This is a genomic window from Lichenifustis flavocetrariae (genome assembly GCF_026130545.1).
GTDB classification, from domain to species: domain Bacteria; phylum Pseudomonadota; class Alphaproteobacteria; order Rhizobiales; family Beijerinckiaceae; genus Lichenihabitans; species Lichenihabitans flavocetrariae.
Map to the genome: position 1 here is coordinate 146,645 of NZ_JAMOIM010000014.1, position 19,541 is coordinate 166,185.

The 19,541-nt window shown below is 64.4% G+C and carries 16 protein-coding genes and 1 tRNA gene; 9 read left to right on the forward strand and 8 right to left on the reverse strand.

The genetic code is table 11. From position 1 onward, the window contains the following. Window positions 1-43 precede the first annotated feature (43 nt). On the reverse strand, window positions 44-1,831 hold the full coding sequence (locus M8523_RS20135; protein ID WP_282586689.1) for an ABC transporter transmembrane domain-containing protein: 1,788 nt from the start codon (window positions 1,829-1,831) through the stop codon (window positions 44-46). Window positions 1,832-2,026: 195 nt separating this feature from the next. Here M8523_RS20135 and rpmE point away from each other — a divergent pair, with 195 nt between their 5' ends. After that, complete coding sequence (rpmE, locus tag M8523_RS20140; protein ID WP_282586690.1) at window positions 2,027-2,257, forward strand: 50S ribosomal protein L31; 231 nt, start codon at window positions 2,027-2,029, stop codon at window positions 2,255-2,257. 280 nt (window positions 2,258-2,537) lie between these two features. Here the strand turns inward: rpmE and M8523_RS20145 are convergent, their stop codons facing one another. Together M8523_RS20145 and M8523_RS20150 are read right to left on the reverse strand one after the other, a co-directional pair. Further along, window positions 2,538-3,479 carry a DMT family transporter gene (locus M8523_RS20145; RefSeq protein WP_282586691.1) on the reverse strand — a complete coding sequence of 314 codons (942 nt, stop codon included), beginning with the start codon at window positions 3,477-3,479 and terminating at the stop codon, window positions 2,538-2,540. After that, a complete protein-coding gene (locus tag M8523_RS20150; protein WP_282586692.1) occupies window positions 3,412-3,852 on the reverse strand; it encodes a YqfO family protein in 441 nt (146 codons plus the stop codon). The genes M8523_RS20145 and M8523_RS20150 overlap by 68 nt, the downstream gene beginning before the upstream one ends. 101 nt (window positions 3,853-3,953) lie before the next feature. On the opposite strand from M8523_RS20150, the gene M8523_RS20155 reads away from it, so the two are divergent. Continuing rightward, window positions 3,954-4,631 (forward strand): helix-turn-helix transcriptional regulator, encoded by a 678-nt coding sequence (locus M8523_RS20155; protein WP_282586693.1) that lies wholly within the window; start codon window positions 3,954-3,956, stop codon window positions 4,629-4,631. Window positions 4,632-4,666: 35 nt separating this feature from the next. Here M8523_RS20155 and M8523_RS20160 read toward each other — a convergent pair whose 3' ends face one another. Further along, entirely contained in the window at window positions 4,667-4,963 is a 297-nt protein-coding gene (locus tag M8523_RS20160; protein WP_282586694.1) for a DUF1488 family protein, read from the reverse strand. A 561-nt stretch (window positions 4,964-5,524) separates the two neighbouring features. On the opposite strand from M8523_RS20160, the gene M8523_RS20165 reads away from it, so the two are divergent. After that, window positions 5,525-6,508, forward strand: a complete 984-nt coding sequence (locus tag M8523_RS20165) for a hypothetical protein (RefSeq protein ID WP_282586695.1) — start codon at window positions 5,525-5,527, stop codon at window positions 6,506-6,508. A 531-nt stretch (window positions 6,509-7,039) separates the two neighbouring features. Here the strand turns inward: M8523_RS20165 and M8523_RS20170 are convergent. Both M8523_RS20170 and M8523_RS20175 read right to left on the reverse strand, forming a co-directional pair. Continuing rightward, window positions 7,040-10,144, reverse strand: coding sequence for an efflux RND transporter permease subunit (locus M8523_RS20170; protein WP_282586696.1), 3,105 nt, complete (start codon window positions 10,142-10,144; stop codon window positions 7,040-7,042). Window positions 10,145-10,387: 243 nt separating this feature from the next. Beyond that, window positions 10,388-11,083: a lytic transglycosylase domain-containing protein gene (locus tag M8523_RS20175; protein ID WP_282586697.1), complete on the reverse strand. Its 696-nt coding sequence runs from the start codon at window positions 11,081-11,083 to the stop codon at window positions 10,388-10,390. Between the two features lie 330 nt (window positions 11,084-11,413). Here M8523_RS20175 and M8523_RS20180 point away from each other — a divergent pair, with 330 nt between their 5' ends. Then, on the forward strand, window positions 11,414-11,764 hold the full coding sequence (locus tag M8523_RS20180; RefSeq protein ID WP_282586698.1) for a YMGG-like glycine zipper-containing protein: 351 nt from the start codon (window positions 11,414-11,416) through the stop codon (window positions 11,762-11,764). Between the two features lie 17 nt (window positions 11,765-11,781). Continuing rightward, window positions 11,782-12,582 carry an N-acetylmuramoyl-L-alanine amidase gene (locus M8523_RS20185; protein WP_282586699.1) on the forward strand — a complete coding sequence of 267 codons (801 nt, stop codon included), beginning with the start codon at window positions 11,782-11,784 and terminating at the stop codon, window positions 12,580-12,582. Here the strand turns inward: M8523_RS20185 and M8523_RS20190 are convergent. Both M8523_RS20190 and purD read right to left on the reverse strand, forming a co-directional pair. Continuing rightward, the gene (locus M8523_RS20190; RefSeq protein ID WP_282586700.1) at window positions 12,561-13,463 is read right to left on the reverse strand and encodes an alpha/beta fold hydrolase; all 903 of its coding nucleotides are present in this window, start codon (window positions 13,461-13,463) and stop codon (window positions 12,561-12,563) included. The two genes, M8523_RS20185 and M8523_RS20190, sit on opposite strands and share 22 nt — an antisense overlap. A 23-nt stretch (window positions 13,464-13,486) precedes the next feature. Next, complete coding sequence (purD, locus tag M8523_RS20195) at window positions 13,487-14,788, reverse strand: phosphoribosylamine--glycine ligase (protein WP_282586701.1); 1,302 nt, start codon at window positions 14,786-14,788, stop codon at window positions 13,487-13,489. Between the two features lie 61 nt (window positions 14,789-14,849). On the opposite strand from purD, the gene xseA reads away from it, so the two are divergent. The 4 genes from xseA to M8523_RS20215 all read left to right on the forward strand — a co-directional run bounded on the left by xseA (window position 14,850) and on the right by M8523_RS20215 (window position 18,881). Next, window positions 14,850-16,514 (forward strand): exodeoxyribonuclease VII large subunit, encoded by a 1,665-nt coding sequence (gene xseA / locus M8523_RS20200; protein ID WP_282586702.1) that lies wholly within the window; start codon window positions 14,850-14,852, stop codon window positions 16,512-16,514. Between the two features lie 146 nt (window positions 16,515-16,660). Next, entirely contained in the window at window positions 16,661-16,882 is a 222-nt protein-coding gene (locus M8523_RS20205; RefSeq protein ID WP_282586703.1) for a DUF2093 domain-containing protein, read from the forward strand. 102 nt (window positions 16,883-16,984) lie between these two features. After that, a tRNA-Leu gene (locus M8523_RS20210) sits at window positions 16,985-17,069 on the forward strand. A gap of 93 nt (window positions 17,070-17,162) precedes the next feature. Then, window positions 17,163-18,881: a DUF6538 domain-containing protein gene (locus M8523_RS20215; RefSeq protein ID WP_282586704.1), complete on the forward strand. Its 1,719-nt coding sequence runs from the start codon at window positions 17,163-17,165 to the stop codon at window positions 18,879-18,881. Window positions 18,882-19,541 lie beyond the last annotated feature (660 nt).

The following is a 19,541-nucleotide window of genomic DNA, read 5'->3' on the forward strand; positions in this document are numbered from 1 at the left end:
AAAGCGCGATGGTGATCGACGAGGATTCCGGCGAAACCGCGGCCTATTCGGCCGCCTGCCGGTGTCCATCGAACTGTAGGCGGGCCAGACGGGCATAAAGTCCGTTCTGGGCCAGCAGTTCCGCATGGGTGCCCTCTTCGACGAGCCGGCCGCCATCGATCACCAGGATGCGGTCCGCCTTGACCACGGTCGCGAGCCGGTGCGCGATGACCAGGGTGGTACGGCCCTTCTCGAGTGTCTCGAGAGCGGATTGCACGAGCCGCTCGCTTTCCGCATCGAGCGCCGAGGTGGCTTCGTCGAGCAGCAGGACGGGCGCGTCCTTCAGCATGGCCCGCGCCACCGCGAGCCGCTGCCGTTGCCCCCCCGACAATGTCATCCCCCGTTCGCCGACGCGGGTGTCGTAGCCCTCGGGCAGGGCTTCGATAAAGGATTCGGCGGCAGCCCGTTGCGCCACCGCGTGAACCTCCGCGTCCGAGGCGTCGTCACGGCCGAACCGGAGATTGTCGGCGACGCTCGCCGAAAAGATCACGGGATCCTGCGGCACGAGCGCGAGCGCGGCGCGCAGGGCCAGCGGATCGAGCGTCTCGATCGGAACGCCGTCGAGGAGGACGCGGCCGGCCGTGGGGTCGTAGAACCGCATCAGCAATTGAAAGACCGTGGTCTTGCCAGCGCCGGACGGGCCGACGAGCGCCACCGTTTCACCCGGACGCACCGTGAAGGACAGGCCATGCAGCACGCTGGCATCCGGCCGGCCCGGATAGGCGAAACGAACGCCGTCGAACCGGATCTCGCCCCGAACAGGCGTCGGAAGAATGGCCGGATGCGCGGGCGCCGCGATGCGCGGCACGACAGCGAGCAATTCGCCGATCCGGCCCGCGGCGCCACCTGCCGCCGACAATTCACTCCACACTTCGCTCAATTGGCCGAGCGACGACGCACCCAACACGGCATAAAGAACGAATTGCGACAGGAGGCCACCCGACATGCGCCCCGCGATCACGTCATGGGCGCCGAGCCACAACACCGCCACCACGCTCGCAAAGGCGAGGAAGATCGCGGCCGCGGTGAGTGTGGCGCGCGCGCCGATGGCCTCTGCCATGGCCCGATAGGCAGCCTCGATCGCGGCGGCATAGCGGGTCCTGGTCGCCCTTTCCGCCCCGAAGGCCTGCAACACCCGAACCGCACCGAGGTGCTCGGCCGCGAAGGCGGTCGCGTCGGCCAGGCGATCCTGCGCACGACGCGACCGCCGGCCGACCGAGCGGCCGGAGATGACGAGCGGCAGTACGATCACCGGGATGGCGACCAACACCAGCACGGAGAGTTTCGCGCTCGAAAAGACCATCATGGCGATGGCGCCCGCGAACAGGAACAGATTGCGCAGGGCCACCGAAGCGGAAGAGCCGAAAGTCGCTTTGAGCTGCGTCGTGTCTGCGGTCAGGCGGGAGATGAGTTCACCCGTTTGGGCCGTGTCGAAGAAGCTCGCGTCGAGCCCGCTCAAATGGGCGAAAAGGTCGCGCCGTAGGTCGGCCACGACCCGCTCACCCAGCGTCATCACGAGGTAGTAGCGGGCGCCCGAGGCGATCGCCAGCACGGCGACGATGCCCAGCATGGCTCCGAAATAGGCGTTGATGAGGCCGGCCTTCTCGGGTTGGAAGCCGAAGTCGATCATGCGCCGGACCGCCTGGGGCACGCTGAGGGTCGCGGCCGATGCCAGCCCCAGCGAGACGAGCGCCGCCACGATCCTCCCCTTGTAGCGGAACCCGTAGGGCAACAGCGGTTTCAGACTGGCCAGTACGGCGGTGGGTCTGGCGGAAGCAGAGCGTTTTTTCAACGGACCGATCAGCGTTGCGGCGGCGGCCTGCCGTCAAAGGAACGTGTAGTCTCAGATTAGAGCGTTTCAAAGTCACGTGGAAAAGATTGTGCGCTGCGCCCGCCTGCGCTATAGCGGCGCAACTTTTTCTGAATCGCGGATTGCTGTTCCGGGGTCGCGAGCCCCATTTGGCGCGCGACAACCCGAAGGTGGACCATGAAGGCTGCGACACACCCCAACTATCACATGATCAAGGTCGTTATGACCAATGGCACCGAGTTCATGACGCGGTCGACCCTCGGCAAGGAAGGCGACACGCTGAACCTCGACATCGACCCCAACACCCACCCGGCCTGGACCGGCGGCTCACAGCAGCTGATGGATCGCGGCGGCCGTCTGTCGCGCTTCAACTCGCGCTTCTCGGGCCTGAGCTTCGGCAAGAAGTAACCCTTGCTGGTTCAATGTTTCCGGGCGGTGCCGCGAGATGGCGCCGCCCTTTTGGTTTATATGTGCCGTTTCCTGGTGACGAGGGATCCCAAAGGATCGAGGTCATCGGTACGATTGGGTCGACGCCGCGGAGCGGGTACACGCGGGCTGGCTCTTTTGCCGTCGTCTCAGGCGGAGACCAAGTCGGGACGCAGGCATCCTTCGCTTCCCATATGTGACTTCGTGACCGAGGCGGGGTAGCTGCCTTGCGGCCATCTCCGTGCGGCCTCGCTGTTCGATGTCAGCGCGATGTCCGACGTGCCGCGAGCCCCAAATGAGCCGCCACGGCGCAGAAGACGATGAGGCCACCCAGGATCGTGCCACTGCTTGGGACCTCGGCAAAGGCGAGCCAAACCCACAAGGGCGCGAGCGGCGCGTCGAGCGCGCCGATAAGTGCGGTCTCGACAGGCGGCAGCAGACGGGCTCCCAGGGTGAAGAGCGCGAGCCCCGTGGCCGAGTTGACGAGCCCAAACAGCGCCAGGAGAAACAGATCGGCACCGTTGAGAGCGAGAGGTTGGGCGAACGGCCAACACACAAGCCCACTCAACAGGGCGGAGAGGGCCGCCGCCGCGAGAGCCGGCATATCTCCGAAGCGGCGCGCCAGCACCATCATTCCGGCCATGCCGGCCGTCATACCGAGCGCCAGCATGTCGCCGGACAAACCGCCATCGTGCCCGAGACCGACCATGACGATCACGCCGATGAGCGCCGCGATGCTCGCAACGACCGCGGATCGCGATGGAATGTCCCTCAACACAATCCAGCCCAGCGCCGCGGCGAAGAACGGAACGGTGGCGTAGATCACGGCGACATGGGCGACCGTGGTGTGCCGGAGGGACGCGATGAACAGCACCATGCCGCCCGCCGAAAGGACCGCATAGAGGCACCCGGCCCGGCCCAGTCGAAGAAAGTCACGACAAGCGTCGCGTCCCTCGATCGTGAGCGCAACGGCTGCGATGCCAAGAGCGCCGAAGAGGCCGCGCCACACCAGCATGGTCCAGGTGTCCAAATGGATGAGGCGGGTAAAGAACCCGGCCATACTCCAGGCAACCGCTGATCCCATGACCTGAACCAGGCCGAGCCGATACTGCGCCCGATGGCGATCGACGGTGGGGTCAGACCGAGGAGCGCCCTTTCCAGTCACCGGTCGTGTTCCACCAGCGATTTGGGTTTTTCCTGTCATCGTGCCCCTTCGATCGGCTTGCGAGAATGGATTGGAGGCGGATGACCGGCTCCTGGTAGCTGTGAACCTGAAAGACGGCCTCGACCACTTTTTCGGTGAGATCCCGGTCATCCGGCAATTCGAAGCTGACCTCGACGACACCGGGGCGGGAGCGGATGTCCGCTTCCGCCCCGGCAGCGGCACCTTCGAGGGGCCGATATCGTTCCGTTCCCGGGCCGCTCACGAAGGCGTTGCTGTCGTAAGCACCCATGACGAGCGGCGTGATCGCGGTAACCGCTGCCATGATGCGTTCGACGTCTTCGACCGGCGTCTGCACCGTCATGAGCAGCAACGGACGCATGGTGACGGAATAAGTTTCGAAGCCGCTCGCCATGGTGTCCGCTCCGCTTGTCGTGAGTGAAACGATCATAGGCGAGCCCCACTGACAGCGCTCTGTCAGCAGTGTTCGTGCTAAAGTGCTGGCGGAGACTCGCCATGCGCCGATCCAGCCGGCTTTTTGAGATCATCCAGGTTCTGCGGCGTGCGCCGGCGCCAATGCCGGCACACGTCATCGCGGCCACGCTGGAAGTGAACAAGCGGACGGTTTACCGCGATATCGCCACGCTCCAGGCCATGCGGGTGCCGATTCAAGGCGAAGCGGGCATCGGCTATGTGATGCGGCGCGGCTTCGATTTGCCGCCCCTGATGTTTACGGTCGAGGAACTTGAGGCGGTCGTTGTCGGGCTCGCTCTCCTTGACCGAACCCGCGACGACGGGCTGCGGCTGGCCGCGGCACGCGTGCGCCAGAAGCTTGCCGACGTTGTTCCTCCGCAAGCCGGCTCTCTCAATGAGGTTGCGCTCCGCACCTCCTCCTGGAGCAACATTCCGTCGTCAGAGACGGATTGCGGGTTGGTGCGCCGTGCCATCCGCGAAGAGCGCAAGCTGCGTTTCGACTACCGAAACGTCTCGGCGCAGAGCACGACCCGCACCGTCATGCCGCTGACCCTCACCTATTGGATCGACGGCATCGTGCTCGGTGGCTGGTGCGAGTTGCGCGCCGACTATCGACATTTCAGAGTCGATCGTATGAGCTCTTGCACCTTCACCGGCGACTCTTTCGTCGGCGAGGGAAAGCGGCTCCGGCAGGCATGGGAGAATTCAGGCCAAGCTTAGGATACTACTCCGCATCGCGTCGAACAGGGTGGCGTCTACGCAGGCTGAGCAGGAACCAGGTAGACTTCGATCCAGGGATTGCGATGCCCCGCATCGAACAGGTTGTTGGCAAGACGTTCGTACAAAGGCCGGTTCAGCTCGAACATGGCCAAAAGGTCTTCATCGCTCGTGGCCGCATGATCTGCCATCGCGGTGATTGCCGAACGAAAAGCATGGCATCGGACACGCTCCCCGTAATGATCCATCGTGAAGCGTATGCCGAAGGCATCGACTTCGGCGGGTTCATCGATATGGGTCAAAGGCATTGCTGGCTCCGGATTGCTGCGCAGCATAGCACTGGCGGCTCCCTTTGCTTCATGCTGCGTCCCGCTAGATCCTTGGCGGTCCAAATCCAGACCCCTGCGTGTCCAAACGGGGCTATGCCTGATGCGCGGAACTGCCGAACGGATGCTCAACGAACTCGCGGCGGCATCCCAGTCGCGTCAGCTTGTCCTCGCACTTGGGGTCACAACACGAAAGTGAGGTTTACCTACACCAAGCGCGAACGGATGCTGAACGACCGGCTTTGGTGGAAAGTTGCCATTGACGGACTGGCCGAAAGTCGACATTCCGCTTTGCGTCCAAGGCGATCGATTGCGTACATAGAGCCAGAGACCTAGACAGAAGGAGCCGCGTCGACAAAGGGCGTGGTCGCTCGCAACATATAGGTGCAGCCGATGCTGCCGATATACTTCTCGTAGGCGGTCTGTGATCTGCATCACAGACAAGGAGATGAGTTACGTTGAAAATGGCGAGCGTCAATCCTTCTGATTGATGAGGTCAGTGATGTCAGCAGGCGGTGATCATCACCCCTGATGCCACGGCGACGTTCGATGTGCAGATAGGAGGAAGCGATGGGGGCCGAGTTCACCGAGCTCGAGGTCTTGAGCTACAGGCAACAGCTTCCTCTGTTCCCGGAAATTTTTAATTTTCAAGCGGTTCTGCCGAGCAGCGTGGCGCCATTTTTGGTCAGCCCTTTCTCCCCGGATGCGAAACTCGCCGGAGGTGTCGCCACAGGGGCGATGATAAAACTCCGATTGGAAATCCAGAAGGACGGCGCGACATTCTGGGTCGGCGCGGCAGTGCCCGAGGGGACCACTGACTTTTCTCGATGCTATATCTACTTCTACCCCGACACGCTTCCGAGCGACGGCGGTTACAAGACCTTTTCCGGAGGGACCTGGACGGGACTCGAAAAAAATTACCTCCAGAGCCTCGGCGCGCAAATGGCGGCCGCGAAGAAGATGACCCTCATCGTACCCTACACGACCAATGCGTCGCACAACGCGAAACACAATCTTTTTGCAAGTCTAGGCGTCGAAACACTCAACGACATCATGACCGCGATCCAAATGGAAATCAGTCGGGACCCCATTGCGATGGCTGTTGGAGAGGCAGTGAAAGTGCAGAAGAGATCGCTGAAGGCAATTGGCGTTGCCAGCTTCTCTTCCGGCGTGAATCATCTCAACCGGTTCGTCAATAACATCGGCAGCAGCGGGCTCATTCGCGAGATAATAGATTTCGATGGCCAGCACATAAGACCAGGAGGCCGTCCTCTGAAGCCGGGATCCCGTAGTGTTCACCTGACCACGCCAGTGCTTAGCGGCGCGGTGAACTGGTGGATAACGCAGAATCCGCACCCTTTGGAGGCTATAAAGGGCAGCGTGCCGTTGGATGGCTCGACGCGGAATCCATTGGCGAAGCCGCGAGGATGGATTTACATCCCTTCAGAGGCATTCAGTCGGGTAAGCGCTGATAGGACCGTGGGCGATGAAACGCATGACAAGATCGGGCGTATGATGCTTTGGACCATGATGCTGCTCAGCAAACTTTCCTGAGCGCTTTTGGGACGGTAGCGACAGTGCTCGTTCAGGACTGGCGTCGTGGCTCACCCTCCTCCGCCTGCATCCATGACTGGAATACCGTCCTTAGCGTCCAAAGCAAGGCGTGTGAGGACGGCGAGCCGCTGCTGGCCAATTGCGGGCCGAGGCGATCGCAACCTCGCCGTCTTTCAAGCGAGCCTCCGGGAAGCGGCTCAAGACCGGGCGCTCTAAACGTTCGACGAGTGTCGGGAGCGGGCCGTTGGCATTGAAACGCTGGTCTGACGATCAGCGCCGAAGTGTCCGACAGCCTAAGGATACGACGGGTAGCCGAACACATCCGGCTTGGGACGGAGTTGCGGACACGTTCTGTTCGCCCTTAGCGTACGCGAAACGCATTTTCGTGTGGTGCCCCTCACTTGCGATTGGACCCGTCGGACGGGCGGTCGCAGCCCGGCCATTTCCTCGGATTTCCAAGCGAATCGCCGGCGAAACGCATGTCGGCTCGACCGTACTGGGGCGCCCAGGCGGATATCGGAGGCAACGGTCTCATTCACCAGGTGCAGGCAATAGCGTCGGCACATGTCCGCGTCGGGCGCGCCATCGCGCGCTCATGCGGGCCATGCCGAGGTAGATGATCGGTGTCGTATAAAGCGTGAGGGCTTGGCTGAGGATGAGGCCGCCCATGATGGTGACGCCGAGCGGGCGGCGCAATTCCGCCCCGACACCCGTGCCGAAGGCGATCGGCATGGCGCCGAACAGGGCCGCCAGCGTCGTCATCAGGATCGGGCGGAAGCGTTCGAGGCAGGCGGCATAGATCGCGTCGCGCGGGGTCATGCCCTGATCGCGCTCGGCGTGGATCGCGAAATCGACCAGCATGATGCCGTTCTTCTTTACGATGCCGATGAGCAGGATGATCCCCACGAAGGCGATCACCGTCAATTCCATGTTCACCAGACGTAAGGCCAGCAGGGCGCCGAGGCCCGCGGAGGGTAGCGTCGACAGGATCGTCAGGGGGTGGACGAGACTTTCGTACAGCACGCCCAGGATGATGTAGATGGCCCCAAGCGCCGCGAGGAGGAGGATGATCTGGTTCGACGCGCCTTGCTGGAACACGAGGGCGTCGCCCGAGAAGTCCGCATGCAGCCCGTCGGGCAGATGCATCTCGGCCACGGCCTGGGTCACAGCCTGGCTGGTGAGATCGAGGCTCGCGTCGGGCTGCAGATTGTAGCTGATGGTCACCGACGGGAACGCGCCCTGATGGTTCACCACCAGGGCGGACGTGCCCCGCTCGATGCGGGTGAAAGCCCCGAGCGGCACCTGGACGCCAGCCGTGCCCGGCACGTAGATGCGGGAGAGATCGGCCGGGTCGCGCTGGTCGCGCGTCGCGACCTCCAGCACCACGTGATACTGGTTGCGCTGTGTGTAGATGGTCGAGACCTGCCGTTCGCCGAAGGCATCGTTGAGCGCGTCGTCGATCGCCTGGATCGGGACGCCGAGGCGGGATGCGGCGGCCCGGTCGATCACGATCCGGGCTTCCAGCCCCCCCTGCTCGCGGTCGGTCGAGACATCGACGAGCCCCGGTACTTTGCGCAGCCGCTCCAGCACCTTGGTCTGCCATTCCTGCAGTTCGTCGAGGTCCGGGTCCCATAACGTATATTGATAGGACCCCTTGCCGGAACGGGCGCCGGCCTTCAGATCCTGGATCGCCACCATGAAGAGCGTGATGCCAGGCGTATGGGACAGCTTGCGGCGCAGCCGCGCGATGACCTCCTCGATCGGCGGGCGAGCGTCCTCGTCCTTCAGGCTGATGAAGAGCCGCCCCTGATTGACCGATGAATTGCCGCCACCGCCGATGAAGGAGCCGACGCCGTCGACCGCGGGGTCGGTCAGCACGCCGGCAGCGAGATTTTGCTGCAGCCGGGACATTTCGGGAAACGACACCGAAGGCGCGGCTTCGGTCATGCCCATGATGAGGCCGGTGTCGTCGTTCGGGACGAACCCTTTCGGTGCGGTCTTGAACAATTCCACCGTGAGGGCGATCGTCAGCACCATCACGAGCAGCATCATCCATGGATGGCGCAGGGCCACGCGCAGCGTCCACGCATAGGTCCCGACGATGGCGCCGAGCACACCCTCGACGATCCGGTCGAAGCGGGTCGGCGCGCGACCGTGCTCGTCCTTCATGAAGTGACCGCACAGCATGGGGGTCAGGGTCAGGGAGACGAGCGTCGAGATCAGCACCGCGAAGGTGAGGGTGAGCGAGAACTCGCGGAAGAGGCTCCCCACGATGCCGCCCATGAAGACCAGAGGCACGAAGGCGGCCACGAGCGACAGGCTGATGGAAATGACCGTGAAACCGATCTGCCGCGCGCCCACGAAGGCGGCCTGCATCGCGGTCATGCCCTTTTCCATGTTGCGGGCGACATTCTCGATCATGACGATCGCGTCGTCGACCACGAAACCGACCGAGATGGTGATCGCCATCAGGGACAGGTTGTCGAGCGAGAAGCCGGCGACCCACATGCAGGCCACGGTCCCGGCAAGCGAGAGCGGCACGGCCACACCAGCCGCAAGCGTCGGTGTCGCGCGACGGAGGAAGATGAGCACGACACCCATCACAAGCGCGACGGTCAGCAGCAGCGTCAACTGGATATCCCGCACCGCCGCCCGGATCGACACCGTCCGGTCGGTGAAGATCGAAATCTCCACGCCGGCCGGAATCCAGCGGCGCAGTTGCGGCAGCAGGTCCTTCACCCGATCGACCGTGTCGATGACGTTGGCGGCCGGCTGCTTGGTGATGATGAGGAGGACGGAGGGGTCCTTGTTGTACCAGCCCGCCGCGCGCCGGCTCTTCACGCCGCGGGCCACATCGGCGATGTCGCGCAGCCGCACGATCGTATTGTTCTCCGCCCGTACCACGATGGCGCCGAATTCCTCGGGCGTCGACATCCGGTCGCTGGTGGCGAGCGTTTCCGACTGATCCGCCCCGTCGAAGGAACCGACCGGCTGGCCCGGGTTGGCGTTGGTCAGCGCTGTCCGGACGGCGTCGACCGACAGTCCCATCGCGGCCAGCCGCTGGGGATCGATCCGAACCCGGATCGCCGGCTGTTCGGCACCGTTGACCGTGACCTCGGCCACCCCCTCGACCTGACTGATCTTCTGGGCGATCACGGTGTCGGCCGCGTCATAGAGCGCCGTGTTCGGCAGTGACTTCGAGGTCAGAGCCAGAATCAGCACCGGAAAGGCCGCCGAATTGGCCTTTCGGTAGGTCGGCAGGCTCGGCAAGTCGCTCGGCAGGTCGGTCGCGGCCGCATTGAGCGCGGCCTGTACGTCGCGAGCGGCGTCGTCGACGTTCCGGGTCATGTCGAACTGGATCGAGATCGAACTCGCGCCGAGCGACGACGAGGAGGTGAGTTCGTTGACCCCGGCGATCTCGCCGAGACGGCGCTCGAGCGGGGCCGCGACGGTCGCGGCCATCGTGGCGGGATCCGCGCCGGGCCGGCTGGCATTCACCCGGATGGCCGGAAAGTCGATGCCTGGCAGGCTTGCCACTGGCAATTGAAAATAGGCGACCGCGCCAATGAGGAACAGCCCGACGGAGAGAAGCGTCGTGCCGATCGGTCGGCGGATGAAGAGATCCGAAATGCTCATGGCGCGAGGAAGACGCTTTCCCCCGCTCCTCGGCTCACCCCATGCGCGAGAATCCGCCAGCGAGATGACGTCTGGAGCCCCAGACGCAAAGAGAGGTCAGCGTGAACGGGCCTTCGTGTCATCGATTCGCAACGGCATCCGACACAGCCGGCTCACGCGCGGCGCTGCCTCACATCCCCTGTCTTAGGGATCATATTGCCGGAGTCCACGACGCAATTAAGGCGAACGCCTGCGACCTTCGCGTCAGGACGCACGCGCCATATAGGAACGGGCACGGGCACAATAGGCGCGATTGGCGGCCGACACGCGTGTCACGAGGTGGCCGGACTGATAGCGGGCCAGCGTCATGCAGATATCGCCACGCGACGCCTTGTAGGCATCAGCCAGGACCTTCATGCCGAAATGCAGATTGGTCTCCGGTGTCATCAGGGCGGTGATGCCGCCGACGTAACCCATGCTCCGTGCCGTATCGTATTTGATCTGCATCAGGCCGAGCGCGCTGCCGCCCCGCGCCTTCGGGTTGAAGCGGCTCTCGATATTGACGACGGCGGCAGCCAGATTTTCCGGCACACCATTCGCACGAGCGTGTTTGGACACCAGATCGCGGAGCGTCGGTGCCGCCGGCTCGACCGGTCCAGAAGCCGCCTCAATGGGCGTCGCGGCAGCAGGTTGAGGGGCGGGAGCCAAGGGCACGTCACGGCTCGCGACCTTGCGCTGCGCCTTGTGTCGCCCGAGCGCGACAACACGATCATGCGGGTTTGGCTTCGTTGCCGCCGCCGCAGGCGATGCGGGCGCAGGCACGACCGGTTCCGGCACCGGGGCGGGCTTGTCGTAAACGGCCGCGCCTTGGAAGCGAGACGCCATGGGCTCGGCCTGCGCGATCGTGCAGGTGGCGAGAACAATGACGAAGCTCAGGGCGGCGCATTTTTCGATCAGCAATTCACTGGCTTCCTACCGTTGCGGTGCCTCAAGCAGTCCGCGAAATGTGGCGATACGGTGTTATCAGCGCCCGCGCAGTGTTCTCTAAGCCGCCAGCGTGATTTAAATACAACACCGTCAGACAATGTTCATTGGAGAACCAAGAGGGAAAGTGGTTTGTCAACATGTTTGGCTTCCCGGCAAGATCATGCCGGATTTCTACGTTTTGTACTGAAACTCGCGAAGCCGCCGATCTGGTTTGTTCAGCGAATCTTCAGAATAAAGCGTTGCTTTGTTGGCTGCTGATCTTGTAGGGGCAGCCGCGCAAATGCGGCCGGGGAGAGATAGAACATGCGTATTAAGATATTGGCAGCCGGCGCCATGGCGTCGGCCTTGCTGCTTTCGGGGTGCTACACACCGCAACAGCAGAACGCCGCCAACGGCGCTGTTCTCGGCGGTGCCACAGGTGCGCTGATCGGCGGGTTGGCGTCGGGACGGCCCGGTGGGGCTCTGGTGGGTGGAGCGCTCGGGGCTGCGACCGGAGCGATCGTCGGCTCCGCCGCCACGCCTCGGCCTGCGCCGGTCGTGTACGGCGCACCGCCGCCGCCCGTCGTCTATGCGCCACCACCACCACCGGCCTGCGCACGCTTCGGCTACGACGCCTACGGCAACCAGATCTGCCTGCGATATTACGGCTACTGATCGCCTGAGCCGCCACAGTGTCCGAACGATTCACGTCGACGCTCGCGAGCATTGAACGCTCCTATGCCTCACCCAATCATGGGGAGCGGCTGGGCAATCTTGCCTGGCCCGACACGATCGTGCTGCACTATACGGGCATGAAGGATGGACCGTCGGCGGTGGATTGGCTCTGCAATCCGGCCTCCCAAGTCTCGTCCCATTATGTGGTGACCGAGGGCGGGGCCATTCTCCAGCTTGTGCCGGAGGAGCGGCGGGCCTGGCATGCGGGGCGGTCCGTCTGGGCCGGCGTGAGCGACCTGAACTCCGCCTCCATCGGTATCGAAATCGTGAACGGTGGCCATGACCATGACCTGCCCGCCTTTCCGGATCGACAGATCGAGGCCGTCATCGCGCTCTGCCGCGATACCGCGGCCCGGCATGCGGTCCCGCCCGAGCGTGTCCTGGCCCATTCGGACATCGCACCCGGCCGCAAGCGCGATCCTGGCGAGCGCTTTCCCTGGGCGCGGCTAGCGGTCGCCGGCGTGGGCCACTGGCCGGAAAACCCGTCGCGTGCTGAGGCCGCGGCGGAACTCGGCCCCGGCGCGGTAGGTGATGCCGTGGTCGAGCTGCAGGCCGCGCTGGCCCAATATGGCTATGGTGTCCAGCCGACCGGGGTCTACGACACGCAAACCGAGACTGTGGTGCGGGCTTTCCAGCTGCATTTCAGAGCGGACCAGGTCGACGGGATCGCCGACGGCGGGACGCGCGGCTGCCTCACGGCCCTGCTCTCTGCCCTGCCGAACGCGAGTGTTTCGCTTCAACCTGCCAGAAAGGCCTGAAGCGCAGCGCCGGTCGCCTCCGGATTTTCTTCCGCCAGGAAATGACCGGAGTCGATCGTCACGCCTGTCGCTTCCGGCGCAAAGCTGCGCCGCCAGACCGCCAGAGGTTCTTCCCTGCCATGCTTTGACAAATAATCGCTGCTCGCCAGGAGATGGGTCGAGCAGTCGATCGTTCGAGCCGCCGCGAGGTCCGCTTCGTCGGCCTGCCTGTCCTGTCCTGCGCCCGCACGGTAGTCCTCGCAGCTTGCATGAATGCGGGAGGGATCCCCCCACCCCGCCCGATAATGCGCAAGGGCGCGCGGGTCGAACACATCCAGGGATTTGGCCTTGCTCCAATTCCGCAGCAGATCCTCGTAATAGGCTTGCGGGTGTTCGGCGATTTTTCGCTCCGGGCCGGGTTCGGGCTCCGCCAGGAAACGCCAATGCGGCGCGGCGTCTTCACCGGCTTCCATCGCGGCCCAGACCGCAAAGGTGGGGATGATGTCGAGCAGCGCGAGCTGGGTGAGGCGGCCGGGATGATCGAGCGCCAGCCGATAACCGATGCGGGCTCCGCGGTCGTGTCCCGCGAAGGCGAACCGGGCATGGCCGAGCTCCTCCATCAGGGCCACGAGGTCGGATCCCATCACGCGCTTGGTGTAGCCGGCGCCGCCCTGGCTTTCGGGCGCGGCCGACCAGCCGTAGCCGCGAAGGTCCGGGATGACGACCGTGAAGCGCTCCGCCAAGGCGGGCGCGATCCGGTGCCAGATCGCACCGGTCTGCGGGAATCCATGCGCGAGAAGCAGCGGCGCCCTGCGGCCGCCGATGCGGGCGAAGAGGCGCCCCGCCTTTGTGGCGACATAGCGGGAGGCGAAACCTGGATATAGGTCGGCAAGATCCTCCACGTTTACATCTCCCTTCGCTGTGGTCAGCAGACGCCAGATCCTGGTGTTTGTTCGCGCTCGACCGCGCGCCAGCCAATGTCGCGACGGCAAAATCCCCCCGGCCATTTGATCGCATCGACGGCCGCATAGGCACGGGCTTGCGCCTGCCGGGCAGTCGCGCCCCGAGCCGTCACCACCAGCACCCGGCCACCGGCCGCCACAAGGGTCCCGCCCTCCTGCCGTGTGCCGGCGTGGAAGACCGTGACATCAGGCGCGGCGGCCGCCGCATCGGAGAGGCCGCCGATCGGCGTGCCCGTCACCGGAGCATCCGGATAGCCGCGTGCCGCCAGCACCACGCCGAGCGCGAACTCGTCGCGAAACCGCAGTGGCGTCTCAGGCAAGGTGCCATGGGCGCAAGCGGCAAGGAGCGGGAGAAGGTCCTGGTCGAGGCGGGGGATCATGACCTCGGCTTCCGGGTCGCCGAAGCGGACATTGTATTCGATGAGCTTCGGGGCGCCATCCGGGCCCACCATCAGCCCCGCGAACAGAACGCCCTGGAACGGCATCCCCCGCGCCGCCATGCCGGCGAGGGTCGGCGCAATGATCCGATCCATGATGGCTGTCTCGAGCCCGAGCGTCATCAACGGGGCCGGCGAGATCGCGCCCATTCCGCCCGTATTCGGGCCGGTGTCGCCGTCGCCTACCCTTTTGTGGTCCTGGGCGGAGGCGAAAGCCACGGCCCGGGTGCCGTCGCAGAGGGCGAAAAACGACAGCTCCTCACCCTCCAGGAACGCCTCGATCACGACACGGGCACCAGCTCCGCCGAACCGGCCCCCGAAAATCTCGTCGATGGTGGCCTCGGCTTCCGTGACATCGGCCGCGATGATGACGCCCTTGCCGGCCGCGAGCCCATCCGCCTTGATCACCACCGGAAAGGCGCCGGCCCGGGCATAGGCCTTCGCGGGTGCGGCGGCCGTGAACGTCTCGTAGGCAGCGGTTGGGATGTCGAGGTCGCGGCACAGATCCTTTGTGAAACTCTTCGAGCCTTCGAGCTGGGCCGCCGCGGCGCTCGGCCCGAAGACCGCGATCCCGACGGCGCGGCAGCGGTCGGCGAATCCTGCCACGAGCGGCGCTTCGGGGCCGATGACGACAAGGTCGACCGCCTCGCGGCGCGCGAGGTCGAGGAGACCGTCGTGATCGTCGAGCGCGACCGCCACATTGTCGCCGAGCGGCGCCGTGCCCGGATTGCCGGGCGCGATGATCAGCCGGCGGATCCCCGGACTGGCCAACAACGCCTGGGCGAGAGCATGCTCTCGCCCGCCCGAGCCGAGAAGAAGCACATTCATTGACACAACCGGCTGGACGGGCACTAGCTCACCCGGGAAAAAGGAATTGTCGGCTTCTACCATGCCTCGCAGATCCATCAATCGTGCCGACGCTGCCCCCGAGCCCGACCTCATCGCGGGCCAGGACGCCGGCAGCAACGTGCCCGAACTCTCGGTCAGCGAATTGTCGGGCGCGCTGAAGCGTACCGTCGAGGAGCGGTTCGGCTTCGTGCGGCTGCGCGGCGAGGTCTCGAACTATCGCGGGCCGCATTCCTCCGGCCACGCCTATTTCAGCCTGAAGGACGAGGGCGCGCGCATTGATGCGGTCGTGTGGCGGACGGCGTTCGCGCGCATGCGCATCAAGCCCGAAGACGGCATGGAGGTGGTGGCCACCGGCAAGATCACCACCTTTCCGGGCAAATCCTCCTATCAGATCGTCATCGAGAGCCTGGAGCCGGCCGGCATCGGCGCCCTCATGGCGATCCTGGAGGAACGCCGTCTGCGGCTTGCCGCCGAGGGCCTGTTCGATGCGGCCCGCAAGCAGGCGCTGCCGTTCCTGCCCGGCGTCATCGGTGTCGTCACCTCGCCGACCGGCGCGGTGATCCGGGATATTCTCCATCGCGTCGCGGCCCGCTTCCCCCGCCATGTCTTGGTCTGGCCCGTGCGCGTGCAGGGCGAGTCGAGTGGCGCTGAAGTCGCGGCCGCCATTCGCGGTTTCAACGCGCTCGGCGCGGGCGACCGCCTCGCGCGCCCGCATCTCATCATCGTGGCGCGCGGCGGTGGCTCGCTCGAAGACCTCTGGGGCTTCAACGACGAGGCCGTGGTGCGCGCGGTCGCCGAAAGCGTCATTCCGCTGATCTCGGCGGTCGGACACGAAACCGACTGGACCTTGATCGACCACGTGGCCGATCTCCGCGCCCCGACCCCCACGGGCGCGGCCGAACTCGCGCTGCCGGTTCTGCAGGACCTCACCGTCGCGCTCGAACGCTTACGGCTCCGGCAACGCACCGCGGCGCTCGCGCAGCTCGACCGGCGCCGGACGGAGCTCCGGGCCCTCCTGCGCCACCTGCCCGCCGGGTCGGAGATTTTGTCCCTGCCACGCCAGAGGCTCGATCGGGCGTCCGGCCAACTCCCCGCCGTCACACAGGCCCGGCAGGACCGGTTGCGGCTCGATCTCGCCCGCTGGGCCGCGCGCCTCGGAACGCAGTCTCCCCGCGCCAAGATGGCACGGACCGCCGAACGGCTGATCGGCCTCGGGGACCGTCTCGGCAGAGCGCGGGAGAGAGGGGCCGAACGCCGAAAGCTCCGGCTCGACGGCGCCAAGATGCGCCTTCAGGCTGGCTTTGCGGCGCAGCTCCGTCATCTCCGAAGCCAGCACACCGCCAAGGAAGTTCTTGTGAAGGCGCTCGGGGCTCGCCTGGAACGGGCGCGCGGCGCTGTCGCGTCGGAACAACGCCAGAGGTTGGCCCGCACCGCGCAATTGATGCAGAGCCTCAGCTATCGAAGCGTGCTGGCACGCGGCTACGCCGTTGTGCGCGACGAACACGGCGCAACCGTCGGCACGGCCGTAGCCTTTCGCCGAATGGCGCTGGTGTCGGTCGAATTCGCCGATGACCGTGTGGCGGCGCGCCCGGAGCCCGATGGCCCGACGCTTCGCTCCACAACGCTCGCACCCCGTCCCGCGCGACCGCGACGGCAAACCTCCGGGACCGACGCACCGTCTCAGCGCTCCTTGTTCGAGACCTGATGCCCCCTTGCGGCCCGGCGCATGAGACGCCAGCTCCGTTGTTTCGGCGGAATGTCCGCAACCAACGCGAGCCGGATTTGCCGGCGGCGCGCGTTCGTGGCATTCGCTCTATCCCGCTCGTCCCACGGCCGAAAGGATGCCGTCTCATGAACCGCCACGAACGCCAGCCGGTAGGCGGCATCGAAGCCAAACTGGAATTCGGCGACGGCGACTATCGCGTGGTGCGCCCCGGTTCCTTCGTACGCTGTGGCGTCACCGGCCAGCCCATTCCGCTCGACCAGTTGCGTTACTGGAATATCGCACGCCAGGAAGCCTATGCGACCGTCGAGGCCAAGATGCAGCGCCTGCAGGAGACCGGACGCGATTGAGGGCGGCAGCAGTCCGGTCATAGGAAAAAGCATCTTAACGTCGCTGCAACCGGTAGCGTCAGTTGACAATGCGCCTCCCCTCCCTCTAGAAGCAGCCGGCCTGCCCTGGTGGCGGAATTGGTAGACGCGCTGGTTTCAGGTACCAGTGGGTAACACCGTGGAGGTTCGAGTCCTCTCCAGGGCACCATCACTTTCTTGATGGTTTGGCAATAAGTTACTGATACGCCGAGGGATGTTCCAAGCCCGCTCTTACACAGCGGTCTTACACATGGCACTCTCAATGGCTCGTCCCATCGCCCTCGGGAACGGCAACTATCACCTCAACATTCGCGTGCCCGCCGACCTTGCCGCGAAAGTGAAGGGCACGTTCGTGTCCTTGCCAATCGCCGATCGGTTCACGACGGTACGCATCTCCGACAAGGTCATTGTTTCGCTCCGCACCAAAGATCCGGTTGATGCGAAGCTCCGGTTCGGAGAAGCCTTCCAGGCTTTGATGCGACACTGGGCGGCCGTACGATCCGGCCCGGTCCCGCTCACTCACAAGCAGATCGTCGCCCTTGCGGGCGATATCTATCGTCGGTGGGTGGAATACTACGAGAACGATCCGGCTCTCACACCTGAGTGGCTGCAGGACGGAATGGCGCAGCTCGATGTGGATGCTGAAGCCCTGCGAAGTGATCTCAGCGACGAACTTGGAGATCTGACGCCGGAGACTGCCGCCTGGCTCGCCAGACTTTCAAGGCCGAATGGTCCTGAACTTCTCGCCTTCGAGCTCAATCAAGATATCGATCGATTCGGTACGTCGGTTCGGTTGGACGACGCGCTCGAACACCTGTTCGGCCCGGACGTGGATGCTGTCTGCTCCCAACGGGCCCTCATCCTCGACGCGGGCACGCGGGGCCTCCTCGTTCGCGAAGTGGCAAGAGCCGTGCGCTTTGCGGCGCAAAAGCTCCTCCGCAACATCGACGGCGATTACAGCCCCGATCCCGCTGCCGCACGTTTCCCTGCCTTCAGCCCGCCTGTTTCAGTCGTGGGTGTGAAGCCCATTCAATCGGCACGCATCGAGACTGTGGGTGCCCTCTTCGAGCGCTGGAAGCTCTACGCGGCCGACAAGGTCGCGGCGAGTACAATCCGCCGTTATGGCCCCTCTCTCGCCAGCCTTGATCGGTGGTCCAAGGGGCGCGACTGGCGTGCCCTGACTGATGACGACATTTTCGCGTGGGCGGTAAACAGACGAGACGCCGACGGGATCGCACCGGCGACCATCAACCGAAATGATTTGGTTGCCGCATCGTCCATCTTCGCGTGGCCCATGTCGATGAGCGGCGGCAAGCTGTCGACCAGCAACCCTACGGCTGGGATCAAACTGCCCTTGCCGAAAAGGGTATCGACCCGGGAGAAGATGTTTCGTCGGGCCGAGATCACCGCCATTTTGCGCTTGGCCAGAGCCGTCAAGCCGGATCCACGCCATCCGCGCGCGTCGGCGTCGCGACGTTGGTGCCCATGGCTCTGCGCCTATTCTGGAGCCCGTATCCAGGAAACGCTTTGGCTGAAAAAGCAGCACATCCGTCGCGAAGGCGACGTGTGGATCATGGACTTGCAACAAACGAAGGACGGGCACGCGCGGCTGGTGCCGCTCCACGAGGCGCTGATTGAGGAAGGGTTCCTGCAGTTTGTCGAGGCAGCTCCATCCGGATTCCTCTTCGTCGGCGACCGGGAGCAGAAGGAGAGCGCCACACGCAGTGCCCAGGAACTACGCGCCGCTGAGCTTGCATCGTGGGTCCGGTCCAAGGTCGAACTTGACAAGGAGTTGAGCCCGAATCACGCATGGCGCCACTCTTGGATTACTTACGCGGAAGCTGCCGGTGTGCCCAAGCGGTTCAGTAACCGCATCACGGGTCATAATTTTTCCAAAGATGCATCTGACGGCTATGTGGCTGGGCTTGTGTCGATGCTTGCGGTCGAAATGCGCAAGTTCCCACGCTACAATATTGACTGACATCTGAAAGGAAATTCTACACTCCGGATTTGCACTCCGTATTTAAGAACATGAACGTTGTAAGCCCGCTCGGGAAAGACGATCTAACCCACGGCCCGAGTCGAAGCGAATTGGGCGGGTTTCGAGCCCCGTTGGGGCAGCCGACGTGGATGCCGCCGATCGGCTAGGGAACTTCGCGGGCGTCAATAGACCAAAGTCTTCAATGCCCCGCGTGCCCATTGGCGGAACTCGTCGTCATCGGGGCGGCCGGGACCTCGAAAGTGGCCGCCTTGATCAAGATCGCGCGCCAAGAGACCGATACGCATACCCGGCGAGCGGCCCGTGGTGGGACAGGCCGCGTTCGACGATGCGATCACAGCGCTTCAGACCATATGGCTACTCCGTTGAGGAACTCATCAAGGCCAGCCGTCTGACGCCCCGGTTCGGAGGTTGACTTGTGACCGCACCCTCGGTGATGGCAAGTCGTTTGGAAACAACCTTGCTAGCCCGGATTATGCAGCGTGGGTAGGCGGATGTGGCGCAAGCGGCTGAGATAGCGTATGAATTGGGTGTCTAGGCCAGTCAGCGCCGTTTCCGCGAGGCCACACCCGCCATGTGCGATCTTACGCCGATGCTGCCCGGCCTGTCATCCGTCGCGGGCAAGACTGTTGTGGCCAAGTT